The sequence below is a fragment of the Aminobacter sp. MSH1 genome (assembly GCF_003071665.1).
Lineage (GTDB): Bacteria > Pseudomonadota > Alphaproteobacteria > Rhizobiales > Rhizobiaceae > Aminobacter > Aminobacter niigataensis.
The window spans coordinates 2731663-2747726 of sequence record NZ_CP026265.1; the positions used below are offsets into that span (position 1 = coordinate 2731663).

16 protein-coding genes are annotated in these 16064 nt (G+C 65.1%); 9 read left to right on the forward strand and 7 right to left on the reverse strand.

The features are described from left to right. The first annotated feature begins 28 nt into the window (after window positions 1-28). The 6 genes from CO731_RS13530 (at window position 29) to CO731_RS13555 (ending at window position 7437) form a co-directional block, all read left to right on the forward strand. On the forward strand, window positions 29-1321 hold the full coding sequence (locus CO731_RS13530) for an amidase (protein WP_108607554.1): 1293 nt from the start codon (window positions 29-31) through the stop codon (window positions 1319-1321). A gap of 159 nt (window positions 1322-1480) precedes the next feature. Further along, on the forward strand, window positions 1481-2539 hold the full coding sequence (locus tag CO731_RS13535) for a sugar phosphate isomerase/epimerase (RefSeq protein WP_108607555.1): 1059 nt from the start codon (window positions 1481-1483) through the stop codon (window positions 2537-2539). Between the two features lie 132 nt (window positions 2540-2671). Beyond that, complete coding sequence (locus tag CO731_RS13540) at window positions 2672-3844, forward strand: Gfo/Idh/MocA family oxidoreductase (protein ID WP_108607556.1); 1173 nt, start codon at window positions 2672-2674, stop codon at window positions 3842-3844. Window positions 3845-4104: 260 nt separating this feature from the next. Next, window positions 4105-5124, forward strand: coding sequence for an amino acid ABC transporter substrate-binding protein (locus CO731_RS13545; RefSeq protein ID WP_108607557.1), 1020 nt, complete (start codon window positions 4105-4107; stop codon window positions 5122-5124). Between the two features lie 68 nt (window positions 5125-5192). After that, window positions 5193-6341, forward strand: a complete 1149-nt coding sequence (locus CO731_RS13550; RefSeq protein ID WP_108607558.1) for an ABC transporter permease subunit — start codon at window positions 5193-5195, stop codon at window positions 6339-6341. Window position 6342: 1 nt separating this feature from the next. Next, window positions 6343-7437 (forward strand): amino acid ABC transporter permease, encoded by a 1095-nt coding sequence (locus tag CO731_RS13555; RefSeq protein ID WP_108607559.1) that lies wholly within the window; start codon window positions 6343-6345, stop codon window positions 7435-7437. Between the two features lie 169 nt (window positions 7438-7606). Here CO731_RS13555 and CO731_RS13560 read toward each other — a convergent pair whose 3' ends face one another. Further along, complete coding sequence (locus CO731_RS13560; RefSeq protein WP_159091637.1) at window positions 7607-7780, reverse strand: hypothetical protein; 174 nt, start codon at window positions 7778-7780, stop codon at window positions 7607-7609. Between the two features lie 243 nt (window positions 7781-8023). Between CO731_RS13560 and CO731_RS13565 the strand changes: the two genes are divergently transcribed. The 3 genes from CO731_RS13565 (at window position 8024) to CO731_RS13575 (ending at window position 9253) form a co-directional block, all read left to right on the forward strand. Then, window positions 8024-8317: a DUF1236 domain-containing protein gene (locus CO731_RS13565; protein WP_108607561.1), complete on the forward strand. Its 294-nt coding sequence runs from the start codon at window positions 8024-8026 to the stop codon at window positions 8315-8317. Window positions 8318-8521: 204 nt separating this feature from the next. Beyond that, window positions 8522-8716, forward strand: coding sequence for a hypothetical protein (locus CO731_RS13570; protein ID WP_108607562.1), 195 nt, complete (start codon window positions 8522-8524; stop codon window positions 8714-8716). A gap of 57 nt (window positions 8717-8773) precedes the next feature. After that, window positions 8774-9253, forward strand: a complete 480-nt coding sequence (locus CO731_RS13575) for a pyridoxamine 5'-phosphate oxidase family protein (protein ID WP_108607563.1) — start codon at window positions 8774-8776, stop codon at window positions 9251-9253. A 105-nt stretch (window positions 9254-9358) separates the two neighbouring features. Here CO731_RS13575 and CO731_RS13580 read toward each other — a convergent pair whose 3' ends face one another. The 6 genes from CO731_RS13580 to pbpC form a co-directional block, all read right to left on the reverse strand. Further along, window positions 9359-10405 (reverse strand): sulfate/molybdate ABC transporter ATP-binding protein, encoded by a 1047-nt coding sequence (locus CO731_RS13580; RefSeq protein WP_108607564.1) that lies wholly within the window; start codon window positions 10403-10405, stop codon window positions 9359-9361. Between the two features lie 13 nt (window positions 10406-10418). Next, window positions 10419-11303 carry a sulfate ABC transporter permease subunit CysW gene (gene cysW / locus CO731_RS13585; protein ID WP_108607565.1) on the reverse strand — a complete coding sequence of 295 codons (885 nt, stop codon included), beginning with the start codon at window positions 11301-11303 and terminating at the stop codon, window positions 10419-10421. After that, a complete protein-coding gene (gene cysT, locus CO731_RS13590; RefSeq protein ID WP_108607566.1) occupies window positions 11296-12147 on the reverse strand; it encodes a sulfate ABC transporter permease subunit CysT in 852 nt (283 codons plus the stop codon). The genes cysW and cysT overlap by 8 nt, the downstream gene beginning before the upstream one ends. A gap of 18 nt (window positions 12148-12165) precedes the next feature. Next, window positions 12166-13194 (reverse strand): sulfate ABC transporter substrate-binding protein, encoded by a 1029-nt coding sequence (locus tag CO731_RS13595; protein ID WP_108607567.1) that lies wholly within the window; start codon window positions 13192-13194, stop codon window positions 12166-12168. A 218-nt stretch (window positions 13195-13412) separates the two neighbouring features. After that, window positions 13413-13805 (reverse strand): hypothetical protein, encoded by a 393-nt coding sequence (locus CO731_RS13600; RefSeq protein WP_108607568.1) that lies wholly within the window; start codon window positions 13803-13805, stop codon window positions 13413-13415. A 5-nt stretch (window positions 13806-13810) separates the two neighbouring features. Next, window positions 13811-15910, reverse strand: coding sequence for a penicillin-binding protein 1C (pbpC, locus tag CO731_RS13605; protein WP_108607569.1), 2100 nt, complete (start codon window positions 15908-15910; stop codon window positions 13811-13813). Window positions 15911-16064: the final 154 nt, after the last annotated feature.

Genomic DNA, 16064 nt, shown 5'->3' on the forward strand with positions numbered 1-16064 from the left:
ATAGCGCTTGCCAGCAATGGGTGACCGAATGACGACACGCGACCGGCTTGAAGCGATCCTTGGGCGGCTTGCCGCCCGCGCCGGTGACGAGCGCGTGTTCATGAAGCTTTATGCCGAGGCCGCGCGCGCGGCTGCCGACGCTGCCGATGCGCGCGCCAGGGCAGGGCTATCGCTCGGACCGCTCGACGGTGCCATCGTTTCGATCAAGGACCTGCTCGACGTCGCCGGCGAGCCGACGCTTGCCGGTTCGCTGATGCGTCGGGATGCTGCGCCCGCGCAAGCGGACGCGCTGGTGGTCCGGCGCCTGCGCCGGGCAGGGGCGGTCATCATCGGCAAGACGGCAATGACCGAATTCGCCTTCACCGCGCTCGGCATCAACCCGCATTACGGCACGCCGGGCAATGCCGCCGATCCGGCGCTGATCCCCGGCGGTTCGTCGTCGGGCGCCGGCGTTTCCGCCGCCGAAGGCTCCTCCGACATATCGATCGGCTCGGATACCGGCGGTTCGGTGCGCATCCCGGCCGCGCTCAACGGCGTGGTCGGCTTCAAGCCGACGGCGCGGCGCGTGCCGCTCGACGGAGCGTTTCCCTTGTCGCCGTCGCTCGATTCGCTCGGGCCGCTGGCAAGGACGGTCGGGGCTTGCATCGCTGCCGACGCCGTCATGGCCGGCAAGGAGTTTTCCGCGCTTGCGCCGCTGTCCCTGTCTGGCCTGCGCATCGGCGTGCCGCGCGGGCGGCTGATGGAGCATTGCGACGCCACCGTTTCCGCCGCCTTTGAGCTGTCGCTCAAGCGGCTTGCCGCAGCCGGCGCACGGGTCGAGGACCTTGCCATTGACGACCTGCTGCTGGCCCTGCGCGAGTCGACGCGCACGGCCTCGATCGCCGCCATCGAAGGCGCCGAGATCCATGCCGACTGGCTGTCGGTGGGCGCCAAGGTCGCTGTCGACCAGCATGTCAGCGGCGGGCTCGGCCGGGCGCTGCAGGTGCCGGCGGTCGCCTACATCAGGACCATGCGCCGCCGCGCCGAACTGGTGGCCGCCATGGACGCACGGCTGTCCGTCGTCGACCTCATGGTCCTGCCGACCACGCCTGTCGTCGCCCAGCCGATCGCCGAGATGCTGGCCGACGAACGCCATGGCGACCGGATCGAGGGACTCCTGCTGCGCAACACGCAGGTCGCCAACCAGTTCGACCTCTGCGCCCTGTCGCTGCCGATGCCGGGCACTGCCCTGCCGGTGGGCCTGATGCTGGTCGGCCGCCACGGCCACGACCGTCGCATGCTTTCGGTCGGGCTGGCAGTCGAGGCTTTGCTGAAAGGATAGGCGATGACCGTGCCGATCACCGACGACGGCATTTTCACCCGCTGGCGCGCCGGGGACCAGTGAAACGGCCTGCCGCTGGCTCTTGCGGAGCCGGCCCGAATAGTGGTCATCTTGGCGCTGCACCAGTGCGTGCCGGAATCGGACGAGGAGTTTTGAGAGATGCCGTCGACAATGAAGGGACCAGCAATATTCCTCGCCCAGTTCGCCGGCGATGCGGCGCCGTTCAATTCACTGAAATCGATTACATCGTGGGCCGGCGGGCTCGGCTACAAGGGCGTGCAGATCCCGACGCCCGATGCGCGGCTATTCGATCTCGAGAAGGCGGCGACGTCGAAAACCTATTGCGACGAGATCAAGGGCGTCTGCGCCGAGGCCGGCGTCGAGATCACCGAACTGTCGACCCATCTCCAGGGGCAACTGGTGGCGGTGCACTCCGCCTATGACGCGCAGTTCGACGGATTTGCGCCGGCGGCCTTGCACGGCAAACCGAAGGAGCGGCAGCAGTGGGCGGTCGAGCAGATGAAGCTTGGCGCCAGGGCTTCGCAGAATCTCGGCCTCAAGGCCTGCGTTTCGTTCACCGGCGCGCTTGCTTTTCCCTATCTTTATCCGTGGCCGCAGCGGCCGGCGGGCCTGATCGAGGAGGCGTTTTCCGAGCTGGGCAAGCGCTGGACGCCGATCCTCGACGCCTATGACGAGGCCGGCGTCGACCTTTGCTTCGAACTGCATCCGGGCGAGGATACCTTCGACGGCGCCACCTTCGAGATGTTCCTCGACGCGGTCGGCGGCCACAAGCGCTGCAACATCAATTACGACCCGTCGCATTTCCTGTTGCAGCAGCTCGACTATCTCGCCTTCATCGACATCTACCACGAGCGCATCAAGGCGTTTCACGTCAAGGACGCCGAGTTCAACCCGACGGGGCGCCAGGGCGTCTATTCCGGCTACCAGGGCTGGCTCGGCCGTGCCGGCCGCTTCCGCTCGCTCGGCGACGGCCAGGTTGATTTCTCCGGCATCTTCTCGAAGCTCGCCCAATATGGCTACGACAGCTGGGCGGTGCTCGAATGGGAATGCTGCCTCAAGCATCCCGAGGACGGTGCCGCCGAAGGCGCGCCTTTCATCGAAAGCCACATCATCCGGGTGACCGACAAGGCCTTCGACGATTTTGCCGGTGGAACGAGCGATCGGGCGATGCTGCGGGCGATGATGGGGATCGAGTAGGACGTACGTCCCGCGGCCACCTTCTCCCTGTCGGGGAGAAGTGGCAAGTGCGCTGCTTCAGACCTCCTCTCTAGGTCGGCCGAGCGAAGCGGAGGCCGGGTGAGGGGCAACATATCAAGGGGAGAACACGACATGGTCGGTGCATCGAAATCCGGGAATGGCAGCGGCCCGATCCGCTACGGCATGGTCGGCGGTGGGCAGGGCGCCTTCATCGGCGGCGTGCACCGCATCGCCGCGCGCATGGACGGCGATTTCCAGCTCGTGGCGGGCGCGCTGTCGTCCAACCCCGAGCGGGCCAAGGCTTCGGCTGCCGAAATCGGGCTCGATCCCGAGCGCAGCTACGCCTCGTACGCCGAGATGGCGAAGGCCGAGGCAAAACGTCCGGACGGCATCGAGGCGGTGGCCATCGTCACGCCCAACAACGTCCATTTCCCTGCCGCCAAGGCGTTCCTCGAAGCCGGCATCCACGTCATCTGCGACAAGCCGCTGACCGCGACGCTGGCAGAGGCGAAGAAACTGGCTGCACTGGTCGAGAAGACCGGCAAGGTCTTCGTGCTCACCCACAACTACACCGGCTATCCGATGATCCGGCAGGCGCGCGAGATGGTTGCCAAGGGCCAGCTCGGCGACATCAGGATCGTCCAGGCCGAATACCCGCAGGACTGGCTGACCGAGGACCTCGCCGCCACCGGCCAGAAGCAGGCGTCGTGGCGCGGCGATCCCAAGCAGTCGGGCGCCGGCGGCGCCGCCGGCGACATCGGCACCCACGCCTACAATCTCGCCCGCTTCGTCAGCGGGCTCGAGCTGGACTCGCTCTCCGCCGATCTCGACGCCTTCGTGCCCGGCCGCCTGCTCGACGACAACGTCAACGTCATGCTGCGCTTCAAGGGCGGCGCCAAGGGCATGATCTGGGCCAGCCAGGTGGCGCCAGGCCACGAGAACGGGCTCAAGCTGCGCGTCTACGGCTCCAGGGGCGGCATCGAATGGGTGCAGGCCGACCCGAACTATCTCTGGTACACGCCGTTCGGTGCGGCCAAGCAGCTGATCACCCGCGGCGGCGTCGGCTCCGGCCCCGCCGCAGCGCGCGTCACCCGCGTGCCCTCGGGCCATCCCGAAGGCTATCTCGAAGGTTTTGCCAACATCTACCAGGAAGCCGCGCGGGCCATCCGCGCGGCGCGCAGGAAGGGCGGTAAGCCGGACAAGGACGTCATCTACCCGACCGTGCAGGACGGCGTCGAAGGCGTCGCCTTCATCGAAGCCTGCGTGCGCTCGTCGAAGAAGAACGCCGCCTGGACGAAGCTCTAGGTCTAGCCTTTCGACGCGCGCGCTCTGCAGACATGCGGCGTGCGGTTGCTCATTGACTGCCGGCCAGGTGCGCTCGCTCTTTTCTGGAGCGTTCTGAGGTTATTCACACCTGCGGTTAATTGTATACATTTCGTATCGAGCCCATCTTCCGCATCGTACACAATATATGCATACATAGTCCCGCAACAGATCGAGGCGACGTTGGCACCGGGGGAAGAATGGTGCCGGCGGCCTGCGATCGCCAATCGAGGGAGGGAAGCATGAAACGTAAATTCCTGGCGCTGTGCGCCGCAACCGCCGCACTGATGGTCGGTGCCACCGCCGCGCAATCGGCCACGCTCGACACTGTCAAGGCGCGCGGCAAGCTGATCTGCGGCGTATCGCTCAGCACTCCTGGCTTCGCCGCCGCAGACGACAAGGGTCGCATGCAGGGTTTTGACGCCGACATCTGCCGCTCGATCGCGGCTGCCGTGTTTGGCGATCCCGACAAGGTCGACTTCGTCCTGACCAACATCAACACGCGCTTCCAGGCGCTGCAGTCGGGCGAGATCGACGTGCTGTCGCGCCAGACGACGGCGACTTTTTCGCGAGAGACGTCGCTCGGCATCGATTTTGGCCCGACCGTGTTCTATGACGGCCAGGGCCTGCTGGTGCCCAAGTCGCTCGGCGTCGCTTCCGCCAAGGAACTGACCGACGCCGCGATCTGCACCCTGCCGGGCACCACCACCTCGCAGAACCTGACCGACTTCTTCCGCACCATCGGCGGCAAGTTCGAGCTGGTCGTTTTCGAGAGCCCCGACGAGAACCGCGCCGCCTTCTACTCCGGCCGCTGCGAGGCGATCTCGTCCGACCGTTCCGACCTTGCGTCGATCCGCGCTGTCGCCAACAACCCCGACGACTACGTGCTGTTGCCTGAAACCATCTCCAAGGAGCCGCTGGCGCCCGCCGTGCGGCAGAACGATTCCAACTGGCGAGACATCGTTTCGTGGTCGGTGTGGATGCTGATGGCGGCCGAGGAGAAGGGTATCACCCAGGCCAATGTCGACGAGATGCTGAAGAGCGAGGACCCCGAGGTCCAGCGCATGCTGGGCGGTGCCGACGAGCTCGGCAAGATGCTCGGCCTCGACAACAAGTGGGGCTACAACGTCATCAAGAGCGTCGGCAACTACGCCGAGGTCTTCGACCGCAATCTCGGCGAAAAGACCAAGCTCGGCATGACGCGCGGGCCCAATACGCAGTGGAATGCCGGAGGCCTGCTCTACGCGCCGCCGGTCCGCTAAGAATTGCAAGGTCCGCGCCGTTACCCGGCGCGGACCTTCTTCCCTGTTCACACGACATCGGCGCGCTCATGCTGTTTTTGAACGACACGCGGTTTCGCGCGGCCTTCTACCAATTCGTCGCCATTTCAGCGGTGCTGCTCGCCGCCTGGGTGATGTACCGCACCGCGAGTGCGAACCTCGCCAGGCAGGACATCGCCACCGGCTTTGGCTTCCTGTCCAGGCAGGCCGGCATCGCCATCAGCGAGACCTCGATCGCCTACGGGCCGACTGACACGGTTGCCCGCGCCATCCTCGTCGGGCTGATCAACACCATCAAGGTGTCGTTCCTCGCAGCACTCTTCGGCACCATCATCGGCGTTTTCGTCGGCATCGGCCGGCTGTCGGCCAATCCGCTGCTCAGCCGGCTGATGCTTGCCTATGTCGAGGTGCTGCGCAACGTTCCGCTGCTGCTCTACCTGTTCTTGTGGTATTTCCTGATCATCCTGGTGTTTCCCCCTGTCCGCCAGGCGATCCAGCTGGTTCCCGGCTTCTTCCTGTCCAACAGCGGCCTGGCCGTGCCATCGCTCGAATGGCACAGCGGTTTCGAACTCGTGCTTTCCGCACTTGGTCTCGGCATCGCCGCAGCACTCGTCGTGCGCAGCGTTGCCCGGCGCCGGCGCATCGCCAGCGGCCAGGCAAATGCCGGCTGGATCGTCGCGCTCATCCTGCTTGTCTTGCCGGCGCTTGCCGTCTGGGCCAGCGGCCAGGTCTCGCTGTCGTGGAGTGCGCCGGAGGCCGGCCGCTTCCGCCTCACCGGCGGCTTGCAGATCCGCCCGGAGTTCGTGGCGCTGTTGTTCGGCCTGATGCTCAACCTGTCGGCCAGCGTCGCCGAGATCGTCCGCGCCGGCATCCAGGCGGTGAGCCGGGGCCAGTGGGAAGCAGCGCAGGCGCTCGGCCTGCCGCGTTCGCGCACGCTCAGGCTGGTGGTGCTGCCGCAGGCGCTCAGGGTCATCGTCCCGCCTTTGACCAACACCTATCTCTCCGTGTTCAAGAACAGCTCGCTCGCCATCGCCATCGGCTATCCCGACCTGGTTATGGTGTCGAACACCATCATGAACCAGACCGGCCAGGCGATGGAGACCATCGCCATCTTCATGGGCATCTATCTCGGCCTGTCGGTGCTGATCTCGCTGTTCATGAACTGGTACAATGCGCGTGTCGCGCTGAAGACGCGCTGACATGACCGACACCCAGGCACTTTCCGCACCGATCGCAAATGTCGCCCGCCCGGCGCGGCGCTCGCAGTGGCGCACCGCCTATTTCGGCACGCCGGGCAATGCGCTGGTCACGCTGGTCTGCGGCGGCGTCATCCTGCTCCTGGCCAAGTTCGCGCTCGGCTGGCTGTTCCTCAATGCCGTCTTCGACGGCGGCGCCGATGCCTGCAAGCAAAGCTCCGGCGCCTGCTGGCCGTTCCTCGCCGACAAGCTGCGCTACATGTTGTTCGGCTTCTACCCGTTCGAGGAGCAGTGGCGCCCGCTCGTCGCGCTCAGCCTGTTCCTCGGCAGTTGCGGTTTGTCGATGATCCCGCGTGTCTGGGGCAGGGGGCTGTTGCTGGCTTGGGCAATCGGCATCCTGCCGCTGCTCTACGTCCTGATGGCCGGTGGGGTCTTCGGCCTGACCGCGGTGCCGACGTCGAAATGGGGCGGCCTGCCGCTGTCGTTCATGCTGTCCTTCGTCGGACTGGCCTTCGCCCTGCCGCTCGGCATCGGCCTCGCCTTGGCGCGCGCCTCGCACCTGCCGGCGATACGCGTGCTCGGCGTCGGTTTCATCGAACTGGTGCGCGGCGTGCCGCTGATCAGCATCCTGTTCATGGCTGCCGTCATGCTGCCGCTGTTCATGCCGGACGGGGTCACCATCGACAAGCTGTTGCGCGCGCAGGTGGCGATCATCCTGTTTGCCGCGGCCTACATCGCCGAGATCGTGCGCGGCGGCCTGCAGGACGTGCCATCGGGACAGTTCGAGGCCGGCCGCGCGCTCGGTCTGCATTACTGGCAGGTAATGTTCAAGATCGTGCTGCCGCAGGCGCTGAAGAAGGTCATCCCGGCGCTGGTCGGGCTGTTCATCGCGTTTTTCCAGGACACGACGCTGGTGACCATCATCGGCCTGCTCGACTTCCTCGACACAGTCCGCACGGCCCTGCGCGACCCCGACTGGCAAGGCATCGCCGTGCTCGAAGGTTATGTCTTCGCGGCCGCCATCTACTTCCTGTTCAGCGCGCTGATGGGGGCCTACAGCCGTTTCCTTGAGCGGCACTTCAACACGTCGTATCGGTAACTTGCCGACCGGCAGCTCGATCTCGACGCGTTCGCGACTGCCGCCGATTTCGAGCTCGACGCGGCGCGCCGGCGCCGCGGTAGGCTGCCGGCCCCCTAGCATGTCAGCCGAGACGGATTGCGGGTCGAGTGCGAAGAGATGTCGACGTCGACGCGCCGGCGGCGCAAGCCTACCTGGCAAACGACCCGATGACGAGTGCGCCCATCACCAACGCTGTGCCGATTGTCGCTAGGATGGTGAGTGTTTGAAGAACCCCGATGGTGGCACCTGCTGCTATCACTGCAGCCGAGGCTGTAGCGGCGATGAACGCCAACACAGGCCTTTTTCGGACGACTTCGATCATGGGGCTCGATCCTTTCTTCTTTCCCCGCAATCTAACCGCTCGCATGTGAAATGCCATATCGCGCACCTGCGACATGAGGACTGGTTGCGGGATTTGAACCTGCAACCTCCAGCCTATGAGGCAGGCGAGCTACTCGTCTGGGATATCGGCAGTCAATGTAGCTGGCGGCCAGACTTCGCGCACCAAGCACGGAACCGTTTCGGTCCATACCGGTTGTTACACATCAACTCAGGAGGTATCGAGATGATTTTCCGAAACACACTTGCCGTCACCATCCTGCTCGCAGGAACCGCATTCGCGACTGCCCAGACTGTGATCGTGACCCCCGAACAGGAGATCGTAGTCCGGGAATATGTGAAAACCAATCCGGTGGTCGTCGAACGCCCGTCCAACTTTGAGCTGGTAATAGGAGCTATCGTTCCTGATATCCTCAAGCCGGGCGCACTTGCCGACAACAAGTATCAGTATGTCGTAATGGACGGCCGTACCGTTCTTATCGACCCGCAGACCCGCAAGGTCGTGCACATCATGGACTGACCGACGGGCGGCCGCCTTGATGCAGGATTCCTGTATCAGGGCGCCTTCTGCCAGGCCGCGTTTCCGCCGCTAGGCATGGCCCATAATCGGCCCAAGACGGGCCCTTTTGCAGCCGTCCGCAGCGCCCTTTCTCGAAGCCGATCGCATTCTTGTGGGAACGAGGTCTGCGCCTCGCGTTGCGAAGGCAACATAAAAGGAGGTCGTATGCTGCGTCTCTTTGCACTGCTGTTTTTCGGATATTGCACCTACCGCATCGGCCGCGAGTTCATCGAAAGCGTGCCGGACAGTTTCGATCTCGTAGAGCCCCTGCCGCTGCTGCCTTCTCCGGAGCGACAGAGACATGACGCCCATCTGGCGAGGAGAGACCGGCGGCTCAAAAAGCGCGCCGCAGGCGCTTAGACAGTTCGGCAGAAATTTCTCAACAGCGCCGGCCAATTGGCGAACCGGAGAGACCCGATGACCGACAAGCAAGAGTTTGAAGCAAAATTCTGGAAATCAATCCGCGCGGACATGACCGTCATGGTGGGCATCGCCGGAGTTGACCCGCGCCCCATGACGGCGCAGTTCGATGGCGAGCGCAAGACCATCTACTTCTTTACTGCCAAGGATACCGAGATTGCCGAAAAGCTGACGGGCGCGAAGAAGGCAACCCTCGTCTACGCCGCCAAGAAACATGACCTGTTTGCAACCATCCATGGGACGATCAGGATCGACAACGACCGCAACACGATCGACCGGCTGTGGAACCGCTTCGTGGCAGCCTGGTTCGAGAAGGGCAAGGATGACCCCAAGCTCTGTCTGCTACGCTTCGACCCGGCTGACGCCCAGATTTGGCTTGACGCCTCAAGCCTTGTCGCCGGCGTCAAGATGTTCCTCGGCCTGGGCGACCCCAAGCAGGACTATGCGGATAGCGTAGCAAAAGTCAGCCTCAAGTAACGCGAAGGACCCGCTCAAGCCGCTGGTTCCACAGGAGCCCCGGGGACGGCGTTGCGGGCCTCGTCTCACAGAGGTCGCCGAGACAGGGGCCATACGCCTGCGCAGCTACTCCACCGCCTTCGGAAACACCTTCCAGCGCTTCGGCCGGAACGCGACCCGGCTTTTCTGGGCGGCGGGGTGGCCGACGGGCAGCTCGATCTCGACGCGTTCGCGGCCGCCGCCGATCTCCAGTTCGACCCGGCGGGTGCCGGCAACGCGCCGGCTCGCCGCCACCGTGCCGGCAATGCAGCCATTGCATTCGTCGAGCAGCTCGATGTCGTGCGGGCGGAAGTAGAGCGTCGCCTCGCCATCGGTAAGTTCGGGTGCGGCAAGCCCGATCGGCCGGTCGGCGATCCAGACCTGTCCGTCCTCGATCTTGACCGGCAGCGAGCTCGACTCGCCGATGAAGCCGTAGACGAAGGGCGAATTCGGCGTGTCGTAGACCTCGTCGGCGGTGCCGATCTGTTCGATGCGGCCCTGGCTCATCACTACTACCCGGTCGGCGAGTTCGAGCGCCTCTTCCTGATCGTGGGTGACGAAGATCGTGGTGTGGCCGGTGGCGTCGTGGATCTCGCGCAGCCAGCGCCTGAGTTCGCGCCGCACCTGCGCGTCGAGCGCACCGAAGGGCTCGTCGAGCAGCAGCACGCGCGGCTCGATGGCCATGGCGCGGGCAAGCGCCACGCGCTGGCGCTGCCCGCCCGAAAGCTGCGCCGGGTAGCGCTTTTCCAGGCCTGAAAGCTGGACGAGGTCGAGCAGTTCGGAAGCGCGGCGGCGGATCTCCGCCCTGGTCGGCCGCTTGGCCGACGGCCGTACCTTGAGGCCGAAGCCGATGTTGTCGGCCACCGTCATGTGTCGGAACAGCGCGTAGTGCTGGAACACGAAGCCGACATTGCGCTCCTGGATGGTCCTGTTGGAGGCATCCTCGTCTCCGAAGAAAATCGTGCCGCGCGTCGGCCGTTCGAGCCCGGCGATCAGCCGCAGAAGTGTGGTCTTGCCCGAGCCCGAGGGCCCGAGCAGCGCGATCAGCTCGCCCGACTTGATGTCGAGCGAGACGTCGCGCAGCGCCGGAAACCGGTCGAATTCCTTGCGCACATTTGAAACGCGAACTTCCATCAGTCGACCTCTGTCAGTGTCCGCGCGTGGCGGCGATCTCGGCGCCGTAGCGGAGCTCGAGAAGGGTTTTGAGCACAAGCGTCACCAGGGCCAGGCCGGCGAGCACGGACGCGACGGCAAAGGCGCCGACTGCATTGTATTCGTTGTAAAGGATCTCGACATGCAGCGGCATGGTGTTGGTCATGCCCCTGATGTGGCCCGAGACTACCGACACGGCGCCGAACTCGCCCATGGCGCGCGCGTTGCACAGCAGCACGCCGTAGAGCAGGCCCCATTTGATGTTGGGCAGGGTGACATGCCAGAAGGTCTGCCAGCCATTGGCGCCGAGCGAAAGTGCTGCCTCCTCGTCGCCGGTGCCCTGTTCCTGCATCAGCGGGATCAACTCGCGGGCGACGAAGGGGAAGGTGACGAAGACGGTCGCCAGCACGATGCCGGGCACGGCAAAAAGGATGACGATGCCGTGCATCTTGAGCCAGGGCCCGAGCAGGCTCGATGCGCCGAACAACAAGACATAGACCAGGCCTGAAATCACCGGCGACACCGAAAACGGCAGGTCGATCAGGGTGGTCAGGAAAGCCTTGCCCTTGAACTCGAACTTGGCGATGGCCCATGCGGCGGCGACACCGAACACCAGGTTGAGCGGCACCGAGATGACCGCGACCAGCAGCGTCAGCTTGATCGCGGCGATGGTGTCGTGTTCGTTGATGGCTTCGAGGAACGCGCCGATGCCGCGCGAAAACGCCTGTTCGAACACCACCACCAGCGGCAGCAGCAGGAAGATGGCGAGGAAGGCGAAGGCGACGAACATCAGTCCGGCGCGCGCCAGCGGCCGTTCGGTCACCGCCAGCGAGGCGTGCTCGTGATAGGCGTCGGCGGGGTAAAGCTCTGGATCAGCCATAGCGCTTGCGGGTCCGCGACTGGATGAGGTTGATGATGAGCAGCATCAGGAACGACAGTGCCAGCATGATCGTGGCAATCGCGGTCGCGGCGGCATAGTCGTACTCCTCGAGCCGGATGACGATCAAAAGCGGCGCGATCTCGGAGATGTAGGGCAGGTTGCCGGCGATGAAGATGACCGAGCCGTATTCGCCGACGCCGCGCGCGAAGGCGAGCGCGAAGCCGGTGATGACGGCCGGCGCCAGCCCCGGGAACAGCACCCGGAAAATGGTCTGGAAGCGGTTGGCGCCGAGCGTGGCGGCAGCTTCCTCGACCTCCTTGTCGATCTCCTCGATGATCGGCTGCACCGTGCGCACGACAAAGGGCAGGCCGATGAAGATCAGCGCGATGATGATGCCGAGCGGCGTGTAGGCGACCTTGATGCCGAGCGGGGCCAGCAGGCTGCCCATCCAGCCTTTCGGCGAATACAGCGTCGTCAGCGCGATGCCCGCCACCGCCGTCGGCAGCGCGAAGGGCAGATCGACCATCGCGTCGATGACGCGGCGGCCGGGAAAGCGGTAGCGCACCAGCACCCAGGCGACGATGGTGCCGAAGACGACATTGACGGCGGCGGCGATGAAGGCCGTGCCGAAGCTGATTTCAAGCGCCTTGACGGTGCGGCGGTCGGTGGCGATAGCCCAGAAATCGGTCCAGCCGAGCGAGGCCGAACGCCAGACGAGGCCTGAAAGCGGGATCAGGATGATGAGCGTGAGGTAGGCAAGCGAGAAGCCGAGCGTCAATCCGAAACCCGGAATGACGCTCGGCTGTCTGAACCGCCACCCCGCCTTGGCGGGAGCTGATGTCATGTCGTCCTGGTCTTCGCCTTACTGGGCCGGCTTGTAGATCTGGTCGAATATACCACCATCACCGAAGTGATAGGGCTGCGCCTTTGCCCAGCCGCCGAAAATCGGATCGTCGATGGAGACAAGCTTCAGTTCGGCCTGCTTCTGCAGGTCGGCAGCAGGCACCAGTTCGGGCTTGGACGGCCGGTAGTGGTGCTTGGCGGCGATGGTCTGGCCTTCCGCCGAATAGAGGTAGTTCAAATAGGCCTCGGCGGCCTTGCGGGTGCCCTTGGCGTCGACATTGGCGTCGACCACGGCCACCGGGGGCTCGGCCAGGATCGATTGCGGCGGGAAGACGATATCGAACTTCTCGGCGCCGAACTCGTCGAGCGCCAGATAGGCCTCGTTCTCCCAGGCCAGCAGCACGTCGCCCTGTTCGCGCTCGGCAAACGTCACGGTCGAGCCGCGGGCGCCGGTGTCGAGGATCGGCACGTGGGCGTAGAGGTTGGAGACGAATTCCTTGATCTTGGCTTCGTCGCCGCCGAACTGGCCGTTGGCCCAGGCCCAGGCGGCGAGGTAGTTCCAGCGCGCGCCGCCCGAGGTCTTAGGGTTCGGCGTGATCACCTGGACGCCGTCCTTGACCAGGTCGCCCCAGTCGTTGATGCCCTTGGGGTTGCCCTTGCGGACCAGGAAGATGATGGTCGAGGTGTAGGGCGAGGCGTTGTTGGGCAGCTTCGAGCGCCAGTCCGGATTGATCTTCTTCGATTTCTCGACGATCGCGGTGATGTCGCTTTCCAGCGCCAGCGTGACCACGTCGGCGTCGAGCCCGTCGATCACGGCGCGCGCCTGCTTGCCGGAGCCGCCATGCGACTGCTGGATCGTCACGGTCTCGCCGCTCTCCGCCTTCCAGTGCTTGGCGAAGGCCTCGTTGTACTCCTTGTAGAGCTCGCGGGTCGGGTCATAGGAGACGTTGAGGAGCGTGGTATCGGCATGGGCAAAGCCCAGACCGCCGAGTTGAACCGCGCCGGCCAGCAGCGCCGAGAGAAGTACCGTTCTGCGTGAAGTGGTCATTTCCGCCTCCGTTCGAATATGGTTCTACTCTATCGAACTGGTAGAAATTAGATGCGGCGAATGTTCCGAATTTCGCGCCGCATGGGCAAATTTCATGCGAGCTGCCGGGCCGCCGGAAATTTTTTTGCTCGCTCAAAAAGTCCTGACCGGCCCGGGCGATATGAACGTTCGCCACAAGCGATGACAGCTAGGGGAGTTGGCGGGGGAGGCAAGGGCAGTCAGGCCTTGGCGATTTGCCCCGACCAAAATCTTTCAACCTCGATCCATTGCGCTGCGCTGCGCGGGCCCAGCCACTGCTTCAGTTGATCCGGCGATGTGGTCTTATGGAAGTTCCGGTTTTGGAGGTCTTCCAGCAGCCCGATTGTTGTCGCCTCCCGTACGAGCTCATCGCCGTCGGCGAGCCAACGTTCCACGACTGCGAATATATGCTGAAGTTCACGGACCTGGCCGCCCTCCAGCTTGCCAATCACGTGTCGCGCCAAATCTCCCAGGGCCAGGTAAAGTGGCAGTTCGGTTTGGTCGCGCCATTTGTCTGCAAACGCGTCCCAAACCGGCTGGAATGTCGGGTCGACCTCCAAAAGCACGTCGAACATGTCCAGCCGAGAGATCAAATCATCTACTCCACAATCACCCGCACGCTCGCCGCACGGCCCGCCGCGTCGATCACCGTCAGCGTTGAATAGCCGGTGCCGTCGGGTTGCCATGTTGCCTCGCGGCGACGCGCCAGGGCCGCCAGCGGCTTGCCGTTGGCGAGCCAGCGGAACGGCGCGCGGCCGCCCTGCAGCTTGAGCACCAGCGGCGATGCGGCGTCCGTCGCAGCGCCCAGCTCGACGCGGGCGCCGTCGGGCGGAAAGACGATCTGCGGCGCCGGTTCGGTAATCGCTGCCGCAACTGTCGGCAGCTCGCTTGAGGTGGAGAAACGTTCGAGCGTCACCGGCAGGTCGGCGCGGGCGGTGCGCAGCGTTCCCGCCGGCGGGCGCGGCAGTGGCATCGCCGGCAGGCCGGAACGGGCAAAGCCCTCGAACAGGATGGGTGCTGCCGAAACATATCCCGACAGGCCGGGCACGGCACCGGCATCCGGCCGCCCCGCCCAGACGCCGAGCACGTAGCGGCCGTCATAGCCGATCGACCAGGCGTCGCGGTAGCCATAGGACGTCCCGGTCTTGTAGGCGATGGCGCGCTTGGCCGCCCCCTCCGGCGGCCTCACGCCGGAAAGAATGTCGCCGATCTGCCAGGCCGCCTGTTCCTCGAGCACCGTTCCGTTGGCGAGCGGAGGGGGCGTGGCCGTCTCCGATCCATCGCGCAGAATCTTGGCGCGGCCGCCATTGGCAAGCCCGGTGTAGAGCTGGACGAGGTCGCGCAGCGACACGCCGACGCCGCCGAGGCCGATGGCCAGGCCAGGCACTTCGTTGGGCGGCAATTGCGGAGTGACGCCGGCCTGGCGGAAGCGCGCGGTCAGTCGCTGCGGCCCGACCGCGTCGAGCAGGCGGATCGTCGGCACGTTGAGCGAAAGCTGCAGTGCCTGTCGCACCGAAACGTCGCCCTGGTAGCTCATGTCGAAATTCCTGGGCCGGTAGCCGGCGAAATCGGCGGGCCGGTCCTCGATCAGCGTCTCCTGCGCCACCAGTCCCTGTTCGAAGGCGAGGCCATAGATGAACGGCTTCAACGTCGAGCCGGGCGAGCGCACAGTGCGGGTCATGTCGATCCAGCCCGAACGCGAGGCGTCGAGGAAGCTGGCCGAGCCGACCTCGCCGAGGATTTCGCCCGTCATGGCGTCGGCCATCACCATGGCCACCGAGATGCGTGGCCCGAGCCGGGTGGCTGCCTCGCGTGCGACGGCCTCGAGTCCTTCCTGGACGCTTCTGCGCAAGGTCAGCTGGTGCCGGTCGGTGCCGGGCTGGTTGCGCAAGGCGGTATCGGCGGCATGCGGGGCCAGTGCCGGCAGCGCCAGCCGCGTGGCGACAACGTCGTCGAGCGCGGCGCGGGCGGCCTCGCTTTCGCCGAGCAGGCCCGCCGTCACCATGCGGCCGAGCACACGGTCGCGCGCGGCCTGCGCGTTGTCGGGGTTGCGGTCGGGGCGGCGGCGCTCGGGCAGTTGCGGCAGGGCGACCAGAAGGGCTGCTTCCGAAACGGTCAGCCGCTTCGGTTCCTTGCCGAAATAGGCGAGGGCGGCTGCACGCACGCCCTCAAGGTTGCCGCCATAGGGTGCCAGCGTCAGGTAACGCTCGAGGATCTGCTTTTTCGATAGCCGCCGCTCGATCTGCATGGCGCGGGCGAGTTGCTTCAGCTTCGAGGCAAGGCTGCGTTGCTCGCGCGGCTCGATCAGCCGCGCCAGTTGCATCGACAGCGTCGAGCCGCCGGAGACGATGCGGCCGTTGGTGACGAATTGCTGGGCTGCGCGCCCCAGCGCCAGCAGGTCGACGCCTTCATGATCCCAGAATCGCTTGTCCTCATAGGCAACCAGCATCTTGACCAACTGCGGATCGACCTGGTCGAGGCCGACGCCCAGCCGCCAATGGCCCGACGGCGTCGCATACGCGCGCAACAGCTGGCCGTCGCGGTCCAGCACTTCGGCCGAGACGGTGAGTTTTTCGGGCAAAGGAGGCGGGAAGGCACGGTCCAGCGCCAGCAGGCCACCAAAGGCGAGGGCGGCCAGGCTAGCGAGGGTGGCGCCAGAGAGCAGCAGTCTTCGCAGTGTTTTTCCCGTCGGGCGCATCGCTGCCCCTTATCCGCCCTGTGCAAGAGACAGAGGCGTGGTGTCCAAGATTACCCCCACCCCTAACCCCTCCCCACAAGGGGGAGGGGAATCCTGAGGCAAGGCTCTCGCACCCCAACCTCCGGCGAACCGCTTAGCTGCGCCGGTGAAATCG